Consider the following 17,105-nt stretch of genomic DNA (forward strand, 5'->3'; position numbering starts at 1 on the left):
GTGAATAGTGCAAAGGACTTTTGCAAAGCCGGAACAAATGTCCTATCGAAAAAGCCCTGGCACGCCCGGAAATTCCGGCTCGTCGGGGCACGAACAGGATAGGACGGAGATCTCCGAATGATCAATTTCCATGACCTTCAGATCTTCATTGCAGTCGTCTCGAGCGGCAGCATGTCCGATGCCGGGCGCGCGCATGGGCTTTCGCCGGCAGTGGTTTCGAAACGCATCAAACGGCTGGAAGACCAGCTTGGAACGCGGCTGCTGCAGCGGACAACGCGGCAGCTGTCGCTGACGGAGATAGGCCAGGGCTTCTACGACCGGGGGCTCGCAATCCTGGCGGGGCTGGAGGATGCCGAGTCCTACATCGCCGGTCGTTCTGCGGAAACACAGGGCATCCTCAAGATTTCGGCGCCGACCTCCTTCGGCCGCATGCATGTCGCGCCGAACCTGAAGGTCTTCATGGCCCGACACCCCAATCTGGCGATCAACCTCGTCCTGACCGACGAGATGACGGATATCGTCGGTGGCGGTTTCGATGTTGCCATCCGCATCGCGGAGCTGATCGATTCCAGCCTCGTAGCACGCCGGCTGGCACCGGTGCGGCGAGTGCTGTGCGCCTCGCCGGCCTACATCGCCGAACACGGCGCGCCATCCAATATCGACGATCTCGACCGCCATACCTGCATTCCCGCCCATAACAACGATGCCTGGCGGCTCGAGGGGCCGAGCGGGCATGTGACGCTGAGGCCCGAGGGCATGCTCAATACAAACTCCAGCGAGGTGATCCGCGAGGCGGTGATCGCCGGCCTGGGCATTGCCCTGCGCTCGACATGGGATGTCGGTCCCGAGCTGAAGCAGGGCAGGCTCGTGCAGGTCCTGCAGCAGTTCGAGGGATCGCAGAATGTGGCGCTTTCAGCCGTCTACCCCAGCCGCCAGCATCTTCCGTCCAAGGTGCGCCTGTTCATCGACTTTCTCGCCGACCTCTATGGCCCCGTCCCCTACTGGGAGCTTTAGCCCAGGCCGTTATTTCTCAGATGGCATAAATGTTATTCACTATCGCCGAATTGACTAGGTGAGTTCGTCGCCGCTAACTACGCTCCATGCGAATTTCAGGAGCGAGCGACATGAAGCGTATTGACAAGAACGGACTGCAGATCGATGCAGCGCTGCACGATTTCCTGGTCGACGAGGCCTTGCCCGGCTCAAGCGTTGCGGCCGATGCGTTCTTTGCCGGCTTTTCCGCTATCGTCCATGACCTTGCCCCGAAGAACCGGGCACTGCTTGCCCGCCGCGACGAACTGCAGCTTCAGATCGATGACTGGTATCGCAAGAACGGCGCGCCCACTGATATGGAGGCCTACCAGGCTTTCCTGCGCGAGATCGGCTACTTGCTCCCGGAAGGTCCGGATTTCACCGTCTCCACCGCCCACGTCGACGCTGAGATCGCCACCATCGCCGGGCCGCAGCTAGTCGTGCCGGTCATGAACGCACGCTATGCGCTGAATGCTGCCAACGCCCGCTGGGGCTCGCTCTACGATGCTCTCTACGGCACCGATGCCATCCCGGAGAGCGACGGGGCTGACAAGGGTAAGGGCTACAATCCAACGCGCGGTGCCAAGGTGATCGCCTGGGTCCGCGACTTCCTCGATGCGGCCGTGCCGCTCTCCGGTGCCAGCTGGAAGGATGTTACGGGGTTCGCCGTCGTCGACGGAAAGCTCGACGTTACTGCGGCTATTGGAAAGCCGGTTGAGCTGACCAGCGCTGCGCAGTTTGCCGGCTATCTCGGCGACAGCGCCGCGCCGACCCATCTGCTTTTGAAGAACAACGGCATCCATATCGAGATAGTCATCGATGCGACGACGGCGATCGGCAAGAGCAACGCCGGCCACATCTCCGATGTCCGGCTGGAATCGGCGATCACCACGATCATGGATTGCGAAGATTCTATCGCCGCAGTCGACGCCGAGGACAAGACGGCTGTCTACCGCAACTGGCTTGGGCTGATGAAGGGCGATCTCACGGAAGAGGTGGAAAAGGGCGGCAAGACCTTCACGCGGCACCTCAACCCGGATGTCTCCTACACGGCGCCGGATGGAACAGGCGTCCTCGTGCACGCCCGCTCGCTGATGCTGATCCGCAATGTCGGCCACCTCATGACCAATCCGGCTATTCTCGACCGCGACGGGCTCGAGGTGCCGGAGGGCATCATGGATGCCGCCATCACAGCGCTGATCGCCCTTCACGACATCGGCCCCAACGGTCGGCACCAGAATTCGCGCGAGGATTCCATGTACGTCGTCAAGCCGAAGATGCACGGGCCGGAAGAAGTGGCCTTCGCAGCCGAGATCTTCTCGCGCGTCGAGGACGTGCTCGGCATGCCCCGCAACACCATCAAAATGGGCATCATGGACGAGGAGCGCCGCACCACCATCAATCTGAAGGAGTGTATTCGCGCTGCCCGGGAGCGCGTGGTGTTCATCAACACAGGCTTCCTCGACCGCACCGGCGACGAGATCCACACCTCGATGGAAGCAGGCCCGATGATCCGCAAGGGCGACATGAAGCAGGCCGCCTGGATCGCCGCTTACGAGAACTGGAATGTCGATATCGGCCTTGCCTGCGGCCTGTCCGGCCATGCGCAGATCGGCAAGGGCATGTGGGCCATGCCGGACCTGATGGCGGCGATGCTGGAGCAGAAGATCGCCCATCCCAAGGCCGGCGCCAACACAGCCTGGGTGCCATCGCCGACAGCCGCAACCCTGCATGCCACGCATTACCATCGCGTCAATGTCGCAACCGTCCAGCAAGGGCTAAAGGACCGCGCCCGCGCCAAGCTGTCCGATATTCTTTCCGTTCCGGTCGCCGTCAGGCCGAACTGGACGCCGGAGGAAATCCAGCACGAGCTCGACAACAATGCTCAAGGCATCCTCGGCTATGTCGTGCGCTGGGTCGACCAGGGCATCGGCTGCTCGAAGGTGCCCGACATCAACAATGTCGGCCTGATGGAAGATCGCGCGACGCTGCGCATCTCCGCCCAGCACATGGCCAACTGGCTGCACCACAAGGTGGTGAGCGAGAGCCAGATCATTGAGACCATCCGGCGGATGGCTGAAGTCGTCGATCGTCAGAATGCAGGCGATCCGCTCTACCGGCCGATGGCAAAGGACTACGATGCCTCCATCGCGTTCCAGGCGGCGCTTGAACTGGTGCTCGAAGGCCGCAATCAGCCCAACGGCTACACCGAGCCTGTCCTGCACCGCCGGCGGATCGCGCTGAAAGCTGCGTGATCCCATAGCTGTTGCCAGAGTGGGCGGTAGGTTTCTGCTCCACTCTGGCATTCACGTCAGGCTAACGTTCCATGATCTCCGGGCCGGTCAAGTCTTCGCCGCTTTGGCAAACGTCGGATCGAAGGTCTTGCTGAAGGGAACATCGGCATTGGCAAGTCCTGGATCGAGCGTCTTCAGCACGCCCATCATCGAGTCGTAGCCTTCCTTGGTGACCAGACCATCCAGCGAGTACATCTCTTTCGAGTTCTTGAACGCCTGCATGTACAGATCGCGGTTACCCAGCTGGTATTCCGTTGGCACCACGCTGGCCACATCCTCGGGGCTGGCCTGCCCAATCCACTTCAACGCCTTCATGAATGCGTTGACGGTGCGCTGCGTGGTCACCGGATTGGCGACAGTGAACTCCTTCTTGATATAGACCGTCGCAGCTGGATTAGGGCCGCCGAAGAGGGACCGGGTGCCGGCCTCTGTGCGCGTATCGAGGAGAATGGCGATGTCGTTGTCGTATTGCAGCTGCGCGATGACAGGATCGACATGCGATAGGGCATCGATCTGACCGCTCTTGAAGGCTGCGAGTGCGGCTGCACCTCCGCCGATCCCGATCAGCGAGGCATCGTCGGCCTTCAATCCGCTCTTCAGCATCGCGTACTGGAACATCAGCGCTGTCGAGGAGCCGGGCGCGGTGATGCCGACCTTGCGCCCCTTCATGTCGGCCATAGACTTGATCTCGCCGGCGAGATCCTTGCGCACGGCAATGACGATACCGGGGAAGCGGCCGAGATTGCATATCCCGACGATATCCTGTCCCTTGGTCTGCATGCGGATCGTGTGCTCGTAGGCACCAGCGACAATATCGAGCGAACCGCCGACCAGACCTTCGAGTGACTTCGAACCACCCGAAAAATCATTGATCGTGACGTTCAGGCCCTCCTCCTTGAAGAAGCCTTTGCGTTCCGCGATTGTCAGCGGCAGGTAGTACAACAGGGGCTTGCCGCCCACTCCGATAGACACGTCGGTCTTTTCAGGCTTGGCGTCCTGTGCCATCGCCGACGGGATGCCGTTGAGAGATGCGCCGAATATCGCACCCGTCGTTCCGATCAGAAAAGTCCTGCGTTTCATGTCTGCTCCTTGGTTTCGGTTTCGCTACAGCGGTAGGCGGAAATTGAACTTATTGGCCCCGCCAGGCCAAAAGCCGGCGTTCGACGACAGTCACCAGACCGTCGACGATCAAGACGAACGCCATCAGCACGAACATGCCGGCAAAGACGCCGGTCACGTCGAACACCCCCTCGGCCTGTTGGATCAGATATCCAAGACCGGCGGATGAACCGAGATATTCACCGACAACTGCGCCAACCACTGCGAAGCCCACCGAGGTGTGCAGGCTGGAGAACATCCATGATAGGGCGGAGGGCAGGTAGACGTGGCGAAGCAATTGCCGTTCGTTCATGCCGAGCATTCGGGCATTGGCGAGGATAGGCTGGCTCACCTCCTTGACACCCTGGTAGACGTTAAAAAACACGATGAAGAACACCAGGGTGAAGCCAAGCGCCACCTTGGACCAGATGCCGAGACCGAACCATAATGCGAAAATCGGCGCCAGCACGACGCGGGGCAAGGCGTTCGCAGCCTTGACATAGGGATCGAAGACCGCAGCGAGCATCGGTTGTCGGGCAAACCAGAAGCCCAGAAAAACACCGCCGAAAGAGCCGAGCAGAAAGGCAAGCGTGGCTTCCGATAGGGTGATCCAGAGATGGTACCAGATCGAGCCGCTCGCAAACCAGTCAACTATGCGCAACAACACTTTCCATGGATCTGCGAAGAAAAATGCCATGGTTTTTGGGTTTCCGAACAGCGTTGTGGTGGTTGCCACGTGCCAGGTCGCCAGGATGAGGGCGGCGACCAGCACCCGCAGGGAAAAGAGAAGCACGCGGTTCATCGGCCAGCCCCGCTCGTCTGCCGGTAGGCAGTCATGACCTCGTCGCGCAGCGCCTCCCAGATCTCGCGATGAAGCTCATTGAACGTCGCGTCGTGGCGGATATCGGCAATCTCGCGCGGGCGGGCGAGCGGCACCCTGAAATCACCGATAATCCGCGACCGTGGGCCGGCCGACATGATCAACACCCTGTCGGCAAGAGCAATCGCCTCATCCAGATCGTGGGTGACAAACAGGACAGCCTTGCGATCCTCAGACCAGAGTCTCAGCAGCAGATCTCCCATGATCTGGCGTGTCTGGGCATCGAGCGGGCCGAAGGGCTCGTCCATCAGCAGGATCTTCGGGTTGCGGATCAGGACCTGCGCCAGGCCGGTGCGCTTGCGCTGGCCGCCGGAGAGTGTTGCCGGGAAGCGGTCGGCGAAAGCACCGAGCCCGACGCGCTCCAGCCATTCGAGCGACATTCGCCGGGCGTCGCTCGAGGACATACCTGCAACCTCCAGGCCGATCGCGACGTTTTCGAGAACCGTCTTCCATGGCATAAGGGCATCTTGCTGGAAGAGATAGCCTGCTTCGCGGTTCAGGCCCTTCAGTGGTTTTCCGAATATCTCCACCGATCCCGAGGCAGGCGCGAGAAGGCCGGCCACAGCGTTGAGAAGCGTGGACTTGCCGCATCCCGTCGGTCCGACGATGGCCAGGAATTCATGTTCATCGATATCGAGATTGGTCGGAGCGACGGCTTGGTATTGCTTCTTCCCGATGTGGCCAAACGAAATCGCCACGTTCTTCAGACTGACCGCCCTCGGGGTCCCTGACGTCATGCCATGCGTTCCTTTTTCGACTGCCGTTTAGCGTTCCAGGAACTTGGTGCGCGTATTTGCTTCATGAAATCAAAGCCCCATTCTGCCGTCAAGCTCGTCGGCGGACCATAGCCGAGACATTGTTGGCAAATTATGTCAGCTCTATCCCGTGGTAGCGAGGCAGAAGAAAGGCGCTTTCTCGTGCATCAGCGGCTTGCGTTGCGTGGATCGAGCAGGTCGCGCAGGCCGTCGCCGAGCATGTTGAAGCCGACTACAGATAGGGCGATGGCAAGGCCGGGCAGGATGGCAAGCCATGGGGCCAGCGCCAGATAGGTCTGCGCGTCGGCCAGCATCCGCCCCCACGTCGGAGCCGGCGGGGAAAGTCCCAGCCCCAGGAAACTGAGCCCTGCCTCGGTCAGGATCGCAAGGCCCAGCTGGATGGTTACCTGGACGATGATCTGGCTTGCGATATTCGGCAGCACGTGCCGGAGGGAGATGGACAGGCGGGTATTGCCGAGCGCGTGGGCGGCGAGAACGTAATCCCGGCTCCAGGCCTGCAGGGCGCTTGCCATGCTGACGCGGGCAAAGACCGGGATCATGAAGGTGGCGATCGCCAGGATCGCTGTCAAACGACCGGGTCCGAGAAAAGCCCCGAGCAGCATCGCCGACAGGATCGGCGGCAGGGCGAAGACCACGTCGCACACCCGCATCGTCACGAATTCGAAGGCGCCGCGCAGGGCCGCCGAGGTAATGCCGATGATAGAGCCGAGCGTGCCGCCGATGGCGACCGAGACGATGGCGATCGACAGGGAGTTCCAGCAGCCGACCATCAGCATCGACAGCACGTCGCGTCCGAACTGGTCCGTGCCGAGCAGGCCAAAGGCGAGTGGCGGCTGCAGCTTGTGGGCGATCTGCATTTTGGCTGGCAACGCCGGTGTCCAGGCAAGCGACAAGAGCGCCACCGCAATCAGCAGCACAACAAGGGTGGCGCCGGCAACGAGAGCTTTTCGCCGGCGGGAGGGGCCTGTGTCCGGCAAAAAGGCGGCCACCATCTCAACCTCCTTTTTGCAGGCGAGGATCGATCGCCAGATAGGAGAGGTCAACGAGGAAGTTCATGACGATCACGAGCGTTGCAAAGAACAGCACGACATCCTGCAGCACGATGACGTCGCGTTGCGATAGAGCCTGTAACGCCAGCCTTCCGAGGCCCGGCAGGTTGAAGACGTTTTCGACGAGAACGGCACCCGCCACCAGGAAGGTGAACTGCAACCCGAGCACCGTCAGGATGGGGATCATCGCATTCGGCACGGAATGTCGCCAGAGCACGGCGCTGTCGGAGAGGCCCTTTGCCTTTGCCGTGCGGGTGAAGTCCTCGTGCGTGGTATCGACCACAGCTGCTCTGGTGACGCGGGTTAGCACCCCCGCCTGCGGCAGCGCCAGGGCAACGGCCGGCATCAGCAGTGCCTTGACGGCAGGCCAGAAGCCGCCGCTCCAGCCGGGAAAGCCGCCCGACGGCATCAGCCCGAGCGTGGTGGAAAACAGCATGATCAGCAACAGCGCCACCCAGAAGGCAGGTACGGCGATGCTGACCTCGGCGATAACAGAGGCGATCCAATCGAACAGCCCACCCCGGCGCGATGCGGCGAGCGCGCCGAGCGGAATGGCGATGGCCATGGAGATGAGGACGGCACCAAGCGCCAGCGGCAGCGTGACGGCCAGCCGTTCGACGATGAGGCCGGCGACGGGGACAGCGTAGGTCGAGGACTGGCCAAGATCCCCCGTTGCAACGCCGGCCAGCCAATGGCCGTAGCGCAGCGGCAGAGGCTGGTCGAGGCCAAGCTGGTGGCGCAGCGAGGCAAGGGTTTGCGGCGAGGCAGAGGTGCCGAGCATGATCGAGGCCTGGTCGCCCGGCATGAGGTCGACCACGGTGAAGAGCAGCAGCGAGACAATCATCAGGGTCGCGAGGAGGCCGGCAAGGCGCCGCGCAATGAGTGCGATCAAGGTGTCACTCCCGGTCGGCGTGAGCGGGCGAGCAACGGTGTGCCATCTAGCCCCGATACGCTCGGCGAGGAGGATGGCAATACCATCGGCTGTTCAAGCGTCCTGATTCCGGTTTTGGCCACGCTTGCTCTCACTCTTCCCAGAAGACATTGGTGAGAACGTTCGACGGGACAGGCTCGTTTTCCCAGAGCCCCTTCAATTTCCGGCTCCAGACGCCGAGCTTCGGCATGACGAAGAGAAAGAGCGCCGGCACATCGTCTGCGAGAACGGTCTGGGCCTTGCCGTAGATCGCGGCCTGCTCGGCGGGATCCGTGGTTTCCTGCACCTTCTTCATCAAGGCGTCGAAGGCCGGGTTGCGATAGTTGAAGTAGTAGGGATCGCGCGAATAGATGTCGATGTCCATCGGCTCCGCATGGGCGACGATGGTCATCTGGTAGTTTTGGTCCTGCATGACATCCTGCACCCACTTGGCCGGAAATTCGGTGGTCTCGATGGTGACAGTCACGCCGATGTCCGCCAGCATCGCCTGGATGATCTCCGCACTGCGCGAAGCGTACGCCATCTGCGGCGACTTGATGGTGAAGGAAAGGCCTTGGGGGTAGCCGGCATCGGCGAGAAGCGCCCTGGCCTTCTGCGGATCGTAGGGCCACCTGGCGGTCAGGTCGAGAAAGCCCGGATCGTTCGGCGTGTAGTGGCTACCGATGGGTGTGCCGAGGCCAGACCAGGCGCCGTCGACGAGCGTCTTGCGGTCGATCGCCATCATCAGCGCCTGCCGGACGCGCTTGTCGTCGAAGGGCTTCTGGCTGTTGTTCATGCCGGCCACGACCTTGAGTTCGGTGTTGCCGATCCTCGTCACAAGCGCCTCGTCGCCTGCGAAGGAAGCCATCAGCTCCGGTGCCGCAAATTCCGGAATGGCATCCACGCCGCCGGACTTCAACGCCGCGGCCTGGGCCTGCGGATCGGAGATGAACCGGAACGTCACCTTGTCCAGCCTGACAGACACGGTCTTGTTCCAGTAGTTGTCGTTCCTTTCTAGCTCGACCCTGTCGCCTTTCGCCCAGCTGACGAACCTGAACGGGCCGGTGCCGATCGGTCTGGTCTTGTCGTCGGCGGCCGAATTGGGTGACACCATGACGGCCGCCGGCCAGCCGAGCCAAGAGAGCAGGCTGCCCGTCGGTGCCGACAGATGCAGCACAAGGGTTTGCGGATCCGGCGTGTCGATGGAGGCGATGGTGGTGAAAAACCGCTTTTGCGGATTGACCGAGCTGCTGCCACGGGCGCGATCCAGGGTGAATTTGGCGGTTGTCGAATCAAATGGCTGGCCGTCGTGGAATTTGACGCCGGATTGCAGATGGAACGTATAGGTCAGGCCGTCCGGCGAGATTTCCCAGCCTTTGGCCAGCTGCGGCTGCACCTTGCCGGCCTCGTCTATCGCGACCAGTCCCTCGAAAATGTTCTGCCAGCTGACCTGGCCGATGGCGACGGGAGCGGCGATGGTCGGGTCGAGGCCCGAAGGCTCGATCGTCATGCCGAGATCGAGCGAGCTTTTGGCCGCCTCTGCAGGCGCAGGACCGAAAATCAGAAGGCTGGTGGAAACTGCTCCCCAGATTGCCAGACGTCGAGCCGGTCGGATCAACGATGCGCGCGCGACCGTCGCCAGATGCTCTCCTGCACATGCGTTGCGCCTTGCTCTCGTCCAGTTCCTCATGGAGATTCTTTCCTTGACGGCGATATCTGGAAAGCTACAGCGGAATTTGCGGGTCGATGCAAGTCCGCTGACACATGGGAGGTCGCGCCATACGATCATAGAGGCATCCGTCTCCATGCTGCACCGCGAAAGGATGTGACTTGCAACGCCCGCCGCTATGGTATATCGAACTGTACGGTTCGGTTCGATATTTAGCTGTATGACTTTTGTCAGTCATTGCATTTGCAGGCTTGTTCGGCTCCGTCGGCGTGACGGCGTTCACGCTATAAAGATTTAAGCGGCACAGATATGTCTGTCACTGAAAATGAAACGGTTCACCGGTTGCCTCGCGGCCGACCCCGCCTGGACCCCGATCTCCGCAAGACAAGTATCGTCGAGACCGCCCTCAGGGTTTTCATCGAGGTGGGTTTCGTCGACGCGACGATGGAAATGATCGCCGCACGCTGCGCAATCTCCAAGGCCACGCTCTACAGTGCGTTCTCCAGCAAGCGCGACCTTTTCACATCGGTGGTTGAGGTTGCCGTCCGCCTGGAAATTCCGGATGAAATCGAAGGTGGCTCGGTTGCCAAGACCCTCGAGACGATCCTTCTGCCACCGTCCGACGGTCATGAGTCGGAGCTGGACGACCGGGATGCCATCCTACGGATCGTATACACCCAAGGGCAGGACCATCCCGAGCTCTGGGAGATCTACCGGTGCACGACTAGCAAGGAGTCCGAGCGGCTGACGGCCTGGCTGCTGAAGCAGCAGGCGCAAGGACGGCTGATCATCGACGATGCAACGATGATCGCCCAGATGCTCATGAACGTCGCCCTCGGCTATCCGCCAAACCGATCCGAGGCTGTGGTCGGACCCCTGACGCGGGTGCCCTACCTCAGGGAGTTCGTAACAATATTCTGCCGCGGGATTTCCGTCTCCTGACGGCAGGCAACTCAGGTCGTCGTTTCAGTGGCGATCAACAAGTACCGAGCAACTGGCCGCGCGCGTGACGCGGTCGACGATCGACCCGAACAGGGCATCCGTGATGTCCTGCACATGGGTGCCGACGATGACGAGGTCGGCATTGCGCTCACGGGCTGCATCGAGGATCGTCGGGGCAACGCGGCCGGCCTTGATCATGTAGGTGGCTTCGATGTTGAGGCGCGAGCAGAGGGATTTTAACTTTGCCTCGACGTCGCTCATCCAGTCCATATCGGCGCTCGATGGCGCGGATTGGGGTGTGTAATGCGGAACTGATTCCACGACGTGCAGCGCAATGATCTCGCCATCACTGTCGAGCAGCGCGGATGCGCGACGCAACATGTGTTCCGCCTTTTCACGCGGGCCTAGTCCTATGGCGCAAATTATCCTGGAATACATGCTGTCTTTACCACCGAGAGAGAGTTGATCCGTCCAAGATCACTTGGACCTTCCACCCTCGGCTTGGCTTTGACAAAGATCAACCGGAATAGCTGTTTTGGTCGTTCTATTGTATAGCCGGCGCAATAAACCTGGTCATGTGGCGTGTCATGGAAACAGACCGGCGCAGCGCGCGGTGTTGCGCACATGGGTTTCCATGGCCAGCCTGGCGCGTTCGACATCGTTGGATTTCAGCGCCGCGATGATGGCGCGATGCTCGGCCACCGATGCCAGCATGCGCGAGGGTTCGGTGATCGGGATTGGCTGTCGCTGCGTTTCGGTCAGCTGCTCGCGGACCGTCTGGTAGAGTGCCCGCAGCATTGCATTGCTGCAGCCGGAGGCGATGATGCCATGGAATTCGAGATCGGCTTCGACATTCGTCAGCAGATCCTCGCTGGCCCAGCACTCCTCCATGGTCCTCGTCGCGTCCTCCATTGCCTGCAGCTGGCCTCCCGTCAACCGTCCGGCCGCAAGGGCCGCAATGTTGCCTTCGAGCATGATGCGCGTCTGGAAGACATCGAACACCGAATAGCTGTCGGCGTAGCGCCACGGTGCCATGGCGTTGGTCGCCGACGGGCGGTTGCCGGCCACGAAGGTGCCCCTGCCCGCCTCTGTCTTGAGCAGGCCCAGCGTTTCGAGCGTCAGCAGCGCCTCGCGCAGCGATGCCCGGCTGATGCCAAGTCGAACGGAAAACTCCCGCTGCGAGGGGATCTTTTGTCCTGCCTTCAACTCCCCGGCCTTGATCATATCCTGGATAAGCCGGGCGGCCGATTGGGGAACGAGTGTTCTGGTGAGCATTCAACGTCTTCTTTGTGCCGGCGCGGCCGATGATGTCGTGCCACTAATGTCGTGAACTCTATTTTACTTTATTGCCGTCTTGCAAATGCCAGGCCGCCATGCTTGATTGGTCGAACTGGTCTGACCAGTTCGACCACATAAAACTGATGGGTAAAATAAATCAAGGGGAACCCATGCGCACTCCGTCATTTCTGAAAACAACCATTCTCACAGCAATCCTGGCCTTTGCCAGATCTTCGATCTCTTTCGCAGCCGATCTCTCGGTCGGTGCCAACATCGGCAATGTCCCCTGGGAGTTCCAGGACGATACCGGCAAGACTGTCGGCTTTGAAGTCGATCTTGTCACCGAGATTGCCAAGCGTCTCGGCAAGTCTGTCGAGTTCGTCAACATCCCGTTCAACGGGCTATTCTCAGCGGTGCAATCCGGCCGCATTAACATGGCCGTTTCGTCGATCACCATCACGCCCAAGCGCCTCGAATCCGTCACCTTCGCCCAGCCCTACTACGATAGCGACCAGTCGCTGACGGTGACGGCAGCCAGCGGCATTGCCGATCTTGCCGGGATGAAGGGCAAGGTCGTGGGTGTCGATACCGGTTCCACCGGCGACATGTGGGCGACCGAGAACACCGGCAAATACGGGCTCGGCGAAATCCGCCGCTTCGAAGGCTTGCAGCCTGCGATGCTCGATCTCGTTGCCGGCCGCATCGACGGCTACATCAGCGACATCCCGGCTCTGCAGTATTACGTCAAGGACAAGCCGAACCTGAAAGTCGTCGAGCGTATTCCGACGGGCGAGAAGTATTCGATCATGTTCAACAAGGGCGATGCTCTTGCCAAGCAGGTCAACGACGTCATCACCACGCTGAAGGGCGAAGGCTATATCGCCAAGCTGCACCAGACATGGTTCGGCGCAAAGGCCGAAGACACCACCTCGACGGTCAAGGTCATGGATATGCCGGCCGCCAAGTAACCGGCTAGCCCGACGGGGATGGCGGCTGATGTCGCCATCCTTTTCCCGACGATCTGACCGGCGGTTTCATGGATATTTTCACGACATTCTTCAACGTTCCTGTCCTCATCAGGGCGTTTCCACTTTTGATATCGGGGCTCTGGGTGACGCTGGAGATCGGTATCACCAGCATTTTCGCCGGCCTTGTCGGCGGCATGTTCCTGGCGCTGCTTCGCCTCTACGCGCCGGCACCGGTGCGGGCGATCGCCAAGATCTATACGGATTTCTTTCGGTCCATCCCGCTGCTCGTTTTGTTGATCATCGTCTACTATGCCCTGCCCTTCGTCGGCATCCGCTTTTCGCCGTTCTTCTCGGCGGTGGCAGCCCTGACACTCGTGTCGATTGCCTATACTGCGGAGATTTTCCGGGCCGGCATCGAGGCTATCCCTCGTGGCCAGTTCGAGGCTTCGGAGGCGCTGGGTCTTTCCTACCGGCCGATGATGATCGACGTCATCCTGCCGCAGGCGATCAAGATCGTCATCCCGCCGCTGACCAACAACTGCATCAACGTCATCAAGGACACGGCGCTCGCCTCCGTCGTCGCCATGCCGGATCTGCTGAAGCAGGCGACACAGGCGCAGGCGCTGATGGCCAACCCCTCTCCGTTGATCGGCGCTGCCATTATCTATGTCGCCTTCCTCTGGCCGCTGGTGACCATCGTTGCCCGGCTTGAGAAACGCTTCAATGTCGGGAGGCGCTCATGAGACCGATCATCAGCATCCAGGGCCTCAAGAAGTCATACGGCGATTTCGAGGTTCTACACGGCATCGATCTCGAGATCGGCGAAGGCGAGGTGGTCTGCGTCATTGGGCCATCCGGCTCCGGCAAGTCGACGCTGATCCGCTGCATCAACCATCTCGAGGGATTTTCACCGGAGAGCACAATCCATGTTGACGGCATCAAGGTCGAGCGCGGCAAGGCGCTGGCGCAGGTCCGCGCCGAAGTCGGCATGGTGTTTCAGTCGTTCAACCTGTTTCCGCACCTGACCGTGCTGAAAAACGTCATGCTGGCGCCAATGCGGGTGCGCGGCACGACAACTGCGGATGCCGCCCGCAAGGCGCGCGAGTTGCTGACCCGTGTCGGCATTTCCGAGCAGTCTGACAAATATCCGGAGCAGCTTTCCGGCGGCCAGCAGCAGCGCGTCGCCATTGCCCGGGCGCTGGCCATGGAGCCGCGGGTGCTGTTGTTCGACGAACCGACCTCATCGCTCGATCCGGAAATGGTCGGCGAGGTGCTTGACGTCATGCGCAAGCTCGCCGGCACCGGCGTGACGATGATCGTCGTCACCCACGAGATGGGCTTTGCCCGCCAGGTAGCCGACAGGGTGATCTTCATGGATGGCGGGCGCATCATCGAGGCCGGCACGCCGGCGGAGATATTCGACGCGCCGCAACAGGAGCGCACCAAAAGCTTCCTGCGCGCCGTTCTCAATCACTGAAAAACAAAATATTCCGGGAGAGATCACCTCATGCAACGCCCCCTCGACATCGATTTTGCCAGAAGCCAGTTTCCAGGGCTCGGCAACGGATGGACATTTTTCGACAACGCCGGTGGTTCGCAAATCCTGAAGCCGGCGGTCGATCGCATGACCAGCTTCCTCTATGACAAGAACGTCCAGATCGGTGGCAGCTATGACGTCTCGCTGCAGGCGGCAAAGGCGCTTGCGGACGGGCGTATGGCGGCAATGCTGCTGGTCAATGCGTCGCGTCCCGAGGAAATCGTCTTCGGCGGCTCGACGACTGTCCTGCTGCAGAACCTGGCGAAGGGCATGCGCAGCCAGCTGAAGCCGGGCGATGAGATCATCGTCACGATCTCCGACCACGAATCGAACATCGGCCCTTGGGAAGGTCTGACGGATGCCGGTATCGTCCTCAAGTTCTGGCCGCTCGATACCGAGACCTACGTGCTCGACATGGCCGATCTCGCGCCGTTGATGACGGAGCGGACGAAGCTCGTCTGCGTCACCCATGTCTCGAATATTCTCGGATCGATCAATCCAATCGCCGAGATCGCCGCTTTCGTCCATGCACGCGGCGCCCGCATCTGCGTCGACGCCGTCGCCTACGCGCCACACCGCGCCATCGACGTGCAGGCATGGGATGTCGATTATTACGTCTTCAGCCTCTACAAGACCTACGGCCCCCACTACGCGATGATGTACGGCAAATACGATCATCTGCTCGAGCTGGATCCGCTCTATCATTTCTTCTACGGGCGGGACAAAGTACCCGGAAAGCTCGAGCCCGGCAATGCCAACTACGAGCTCGCTTATTCGCTGACCGGCATCGTCGATTATCTTGCCGAACTCGGTGAACGCGCTGGCGCAAGCGGCAGTCTCCGTGAAAAGATCGTCGCGGCCTTCGACGTCATCGCGAAGCAGGAAAAAGCGTTGGCGGACCGGCTGCTCGGCTATCTCGGCAGCCGCAACGACTGCCGTATTTTCGGCGAACGCGATAATGCGCGCGGAAGCCGCATACCGACCATCAGCTTTGCCTTCGAGGGGCGCAATTCCGAAAGCATCTGCAAGGCCATGGATGCCCACAAGATCGCCATCCGCTTCGGAGATTTCCACGCGCGACGGCTTGGCGATCACATCGGCTTGCCGCAATATCATGGGGCGGTGCGCGTCTCCATGGTCCACTACAACACGCTGGAGGAAGTCGACCGGTTGATTGCGTCGCTTGACGCGATCCTTGGCAGTAACGTCGGCATGCTCAGCGCGACAGCCTGAAGAAGAGCCTGAAAAAGAGAGAGTGCAGCATGCGGTTCGATACGATCATCAGGAACGGAACTGTCGTAACCGATAGCGAAACGTTCGAATGCGACGTCGGCATTGTCGATGGCCGGATCGCGGCGATTGAGACTGGTCTCGCTGATGCCGCCGAGATTATCGACGCGACAGGGCTCTATGTCATGCCGGGAGGCATCGACAGCCACGTACATCTTGCCCAGCCTTCCGGCGACGGTATCGTCATGGCCGACGATTTTGCCAGCGGCACGTTGTCAGCGGCCTTTGGCGGCAACACGACGGTGCTGCCTTTCTGTATGCAGGAGAAGGGCACCAGCCTGCGCGAAGGCCTGAAAGTCTATCACGCCAAGGCCGATGGGGAGTGCTACGTCGATGTCGCCTTTCATCTCGTCGTCACCGACCCGACCGCGGCCGTGCTCGGCCAGGAGCTTCCGGCGCTGGTCAATGACGGCTACACCTCGATCAAGGTGTTTATGACGTATGAAAGCCTGCGGCTTCGCGATGACCAGATCCTCGATACGCTCGACGCCGCAAGACGGTCCGGTGCTGTCGTTATGGTCCATTGCGAGAACGAAGACGCCATCCAGTTTCTGATCGGCAAGCACGAGGCGCAAGGCGATCTCGCGCCGAAATACCACGCCTGCAGCCGGCCGATTGCCGCCGAGCGGGAAGCCACCCATCGCGCCCTGTCGCTTGCCGAAATCGTCGAGACGGCGATCGTTATCGTGCATGTCTCCAATCGTCAGGCGATGGAAGAGATCCAGCGGGCGCGCTCACGCGGCGTCAATGTCGCCGGCGAAACCTGCCCGCAATATCTCATGCTGACCGCTGACGATCTCGATGCGGCCGAGCTGGAAGGCGCCAAGTTCGTCTGCTCGCCGCCGCCGCGCGATGCGGAAAGCCAGATCGCCTGCTGGGAAGGCTTGCAGAACGGTACGTTCGAATTGTTCTCGTCTGACCATTGCCCGTTCCGCTACGACGACGACCAGGGCAAGCTCAATGAGAAGGGAAAGCGCAATTTCCGCTGGATACCGAACGGCATTCCGGGCGTCGAGACGCGGTTGCCGATCCTGTTCTCCGAGGGTGTCGGCAAGGGGCGGATCGATCTCAACCGCTTTGTCGCGCTGTCGTCCACAAACCATGCGAAACAATACGGCCTCTATCCGCAGAAGGGCACCATCGCCATCGGCTCGGATGCCGATATCGCTCTCTGGGATCCCCTGCGGTCCGTAACCATCACCAACGATATCCTGCATCACGGCGCCGACTACACGCCCTATGAGGGCCTCGAGGTCACCGGCTGGCCGGTGCGTGTCATCCTCCGGGGCAAGACCATCGTCAACGGCGATAGTCTGGAAGGCACCAAGCAGATGGGCCGCTACCTCCAGCGTCCGGGTGGTGGCAGCGCCGAGCGTGCCTGA

Annotated in this window: 16 protein-coding genes; 8 read left to right on the plus strand and 8 right to left on the minus strand. The window is 60.8% G+C overall.

Going from position 1 to position 17,105, the window contains the following annotated elements; all coding sequences use genetic code 11:
* Window positions 1-117 precede the first annotated feature (117 nt).
* A complete protein-coding gene (locus J5289_RS23270) occupies window positions 118-1,014 on the plus strand; it encodes a LysR family transcriptional regulator (protein WP_209186313.1) in 897 nt (298 codons plus the stop codon).
* 110 nt (window positions 1,015-1,124) lie between these two features.
* Window positions 1,125-3,287, plus strand: a complete 2,163-nt coding sequence (locus J5289_RS23275) for a malate synthase G (protein ID WP_209207161.1) — start codon at window positions 1,125-1,127, stop codon at window positions 3,285-3,287.
* 87 nt (window positions 3,288-3,374) lie between these two features.
* On the opposite strand, the gene J5289_RS23280 is transcribed toward J5289_RS23275, so the two are convergent.
* From J5289_RS23280 to J5289_RS23305, 6 genes are all read right to left on the minus strand, one after another.
* Entirely contained in the window at window positions 3,375-4,406 is a 1,032-nt protein-coding gene (locus J5289_RS23280) for an ABC transporter substrate-binding protein (RefSeq protein ID WP_209207160.1), read from the minus strand.
* 49 nt (window positions 4,407-4,455) lie between these two features.
* The gene (locus J5289_RS23285) at window positions 4,456-5,226 is read right to left on the minus strand and encodes an ABC transporter permease (RefSeq protein ID WP_142832202.1); all 771 of its coding nucleotides are present in this window, start codon (window positions 5,224-5,226) and stop codon (window positions 4,456-4,458) included.
* Window positions 5,223-6,041 (minus strand): ABC transporter ATP-binding protein, encoded by an 819-nt coding sequence (locus J5289_RS23290; RefSeq protein WP_142832201.1) that lies wholly within the window; start codon window positions 6,039-6,041, stop codon window positions 5,223-5,225. The genes J5289_RS23285 and J5289_RS23290 overlap by 4 nt, the downstream gene beginning before the upstream one ends.
* A gap of 185 nt (window positions 6,042-6,226) precedes the next feature.
* Complete coding sequence (locus tag J5289_RS23295) at window positions 6,227-7,072, minus strand: ABC transporter permease (RefSeq protein ID WP_142832200.1); 846 nt, start codon at window positions 7,070-7,072, stop codon at window positions 6,227-6,229.
* 1 nt (window position 7,073) lies between these two features.
* On the minus strand, window positions 7,074-8,021 hold the full coding sequence (locus tag J5289_RS23300) for an ABC transporter permease (protein WP_142832199.1): 948 nt from the start codon (window positions 8,019-8,021) through the stop codon (window positions 7,074-7,076).
* A 130-nt stretch (window positions 8,022-8,151) separates the two neighbouring features.
* On the minus strand, window positions 8,152-9,729 hold the full coding sequence (locus J5289_RS23305; protein ID WP_143123378.1) for an ABC transporter substrate-binding protein: 1,578 nt from the start codon (window positions 9,727-9,729) through the stop codon (window positions 8,152-8,154).
* Between the two features lie 288 nt (window positions 9,730-10,017).
* Here J5289_RS23305 and J5289_RS23310 point away from each other — a divergent pair, with 288 nt between their 5' ends.
* Entirely contained in the window at window positions 10,018-10,650 is a 633-nt protein-coding gene (locus tag J5289_RS23310) for a TetR/AcrR family transcriptional regulator (RefSeq protein WP_142832197.1), read from the plus strand.
* A gap of 24 nt (window positions 10,651-10,674) precedes the next feature.
* Here J5289_RS23310 and J5289_RS23315 read toward each other — a convergent pair whose 3' ends face one another.
* Window positions 10,675-11,088: a universal stress protein gene (locus J5289_RS23315; RefSeq protein ID WP_142832196.1), complete on the minus strand. Its 414-nt coding sequence runs from the start codon at window positions 11,086-11,088 to the stop codon at window positions 10,675-10,677.
* Between the two features lie 147 nt (window positions 11,089-11,235).
* The gene (locus tag J5289_RS23320) at window positions 11,236-11,925 is read right to left on the minus strand and encodes a FadR/GntR family transcriptional regulator (RefSeq protein ID WP_142832195.1); all 690 of its coding nucleotides are present in this window, start codon (window positions 11,923-11,925) and stop codon (window positions 11,236-11,238) included.
* A gap of 173 nt (window positions 11,926-12,098) precedes the next feature.
* On the opposite strand from J5289_RS23320, the gene J5289_RS23325 reads away from it, so the two are divergent.
* The 5 genes from J5289_RS23325 (at window position 12,099) to hydA (ending at window position 17,105) form a co-directional block, all read left to right on the plus strand.
* A complete protein-coding gene (locus J5289_RS23325) occupies window positions 12,099-12,896 on the plus strand; it encodes an ABC transporter substrate-binding protein (RefSeq protein ID WP_209207159.1) in 798 nt (265 codons plus the stop codon).
* Window positions 12,897-12,964: 68 nt separating this feature from the next.
* Window positions 12,965-13,639, plus strand: a complete 675-nt coding sequence (locus J5289_RS23330; protein ID WP_143123379.1) for an amino acid ABC transporter permease — start codon at window positions 12,965-12,967, stop codon at window positions 13,637-13,639.
* Window positions 13,636-14,373, plus strand: coding sequence for an amino acid ABC transporter ATP-binding protein (locus J5289_RS23335; protein WP_142832192.1), 738 nt, complete (start codon window positions 13,636-13,638; stop codon window positions 14,371-14,373). The genes J5289_RS23330 and J5289_RS23335 overlap by 4 nt, the downstream gene beginning before the upstream one ends.
* A 30-nt stretch (window positions 14,374-14,403) precedes the next feature.
* The gene (locus J5289_RS23340; protein WP_209207158.1) at window positions 14,404-15,666 is read left to right on the plus strand and encodes a cysteine desulfurase-like protein; all 1,263 of its coding nucleotides are present in this window, start codon (window positions 14,404-14,406) and stop codon (window positions 15,664-15,666) included.
* 29 nt (window positions 15,667-15,695) lie between these two features.
* The gene (hydA, locus tag J5289_RS23345) at window positions 15,696-17,105 is read left to right on the plus strand and encodes a dihydropyrimidinase (RefSeq protein WP_209207157.1); all 1,410 of its coding nucleotides are present in this window, start codon (window positions 15,696-15,698) and stop codon (window positions 17,103-17,105) included.

Origin of the sequence: Rhizobium sp. B230/85 (assembly GCF_019355735.1) — a bacterium.
GTDB classification, from domain to species: domain Bacteria; phylum Pseudomonadota; class Alphaproteobacteria; order Rhizobiales; family Rhizobiaceae; genus Rhizobium; species Rhizobium rhododendri.

Coding starts and splice junctions, on each gene's coding strand:
- J5289_RS23270 (WP_209186313.1), top strand. CDS start 118: ATGATCAATTTCCATGACCTTCAGATCTTCATTGCAGTCGTCTCGAGC.
- J5289_RS23275 (WP_209207161.1), top strand. CDS start 1,125: ATGAAGCGTATTGACAAGAACGGACTGCAGATCGATGCAGCGCTGCAC.
- J5289_RS23280 (WP_209207160.1), bottom strand. CDS start 4,406: ATGAAACGCAGGACTTTTCTGATCGGAACGACGGGTGCGATATTCGGC.
- J5289_RS23285 (WP_142832202.1), bottom strand. CDS start 5,226: ATGAACCGCGTGCTTCTCTTTTCCCTGCGGGTGCTGGTCGCCGCCCTC.
- J5289_RS23290 (WP_142832201.1), bottom strand. CDS start 6,041: ATGACGTCAGGGACCCCGAGGGCGGTCAGTCTGAAGAACGTGGCGATT.
- J5289_RS23295 (WP_142832200.1), bottom strand. CDS start 7,072: ATGGTGGCCGCCTTTTTGCCGGACACAGGCCCCTCCCGCCGGCGAAAA.
- J5289_RS23305 (WP_143123378.1), bottom strand. CDS start 9,729: ATGAGGAACTGGACGAGAGCAAGGCGCAACGCATGTGCAGGAGAGCAT.
- J5289_RS23310 (WP_142832197.1), top strand. CDS start 10,018: ATGTCTGTCACTGAAAATGAAACGGTTCACCGGTTGCCTCGCGGCCGA.
- J5289_RS23315 (WP_142832196.1), bottom strand. CDS start 11,088: ATGTATTCCAGGATAATTTGCGCCATAGGACTAGGCCCGCGTGAAAAG.
- J5289_RS23320 (WP_142832195.1), bottom strand. CDS start 11,925: ATGCTCACCAGAACACTCGTTCCCCAATCGGCCGCCCGGCTTATCCAG.
- J5289_RS23325 (WP_209207159.1), top strand. CDS start 12,099: ATGCGCACTCCGTCATTTCTGAAAACAACCATTCTCACAGCAATCCTG.
- J5289_RS23330 (WP_143123379.1), top strand. CDS start 12,965: ATGGATATTTTCACGACATTCTTCAACGTTCCTGTCCTCATCAGGGCG.
- J5289_RS23335 (WP_142832192.1), top strand. CDS start 13,636: ATGAGACCGATCATCAGCATCCAGGGCCTCAAGAAGTCATACGGCGAT.
- J5289_RS23340 (WP_209207158.1), top strand. CDS start 14,404: ATGCAACGCCCCCTCGACATCGATTTTGCCAGAAGCCAGTTTCCAGGG.
- hydA (WP_209207157.1), top strand. CDS start 15,696: ATGCGGTTCGATACGATCATCAGGAACGGAACTGTCGTAACCGATAGC.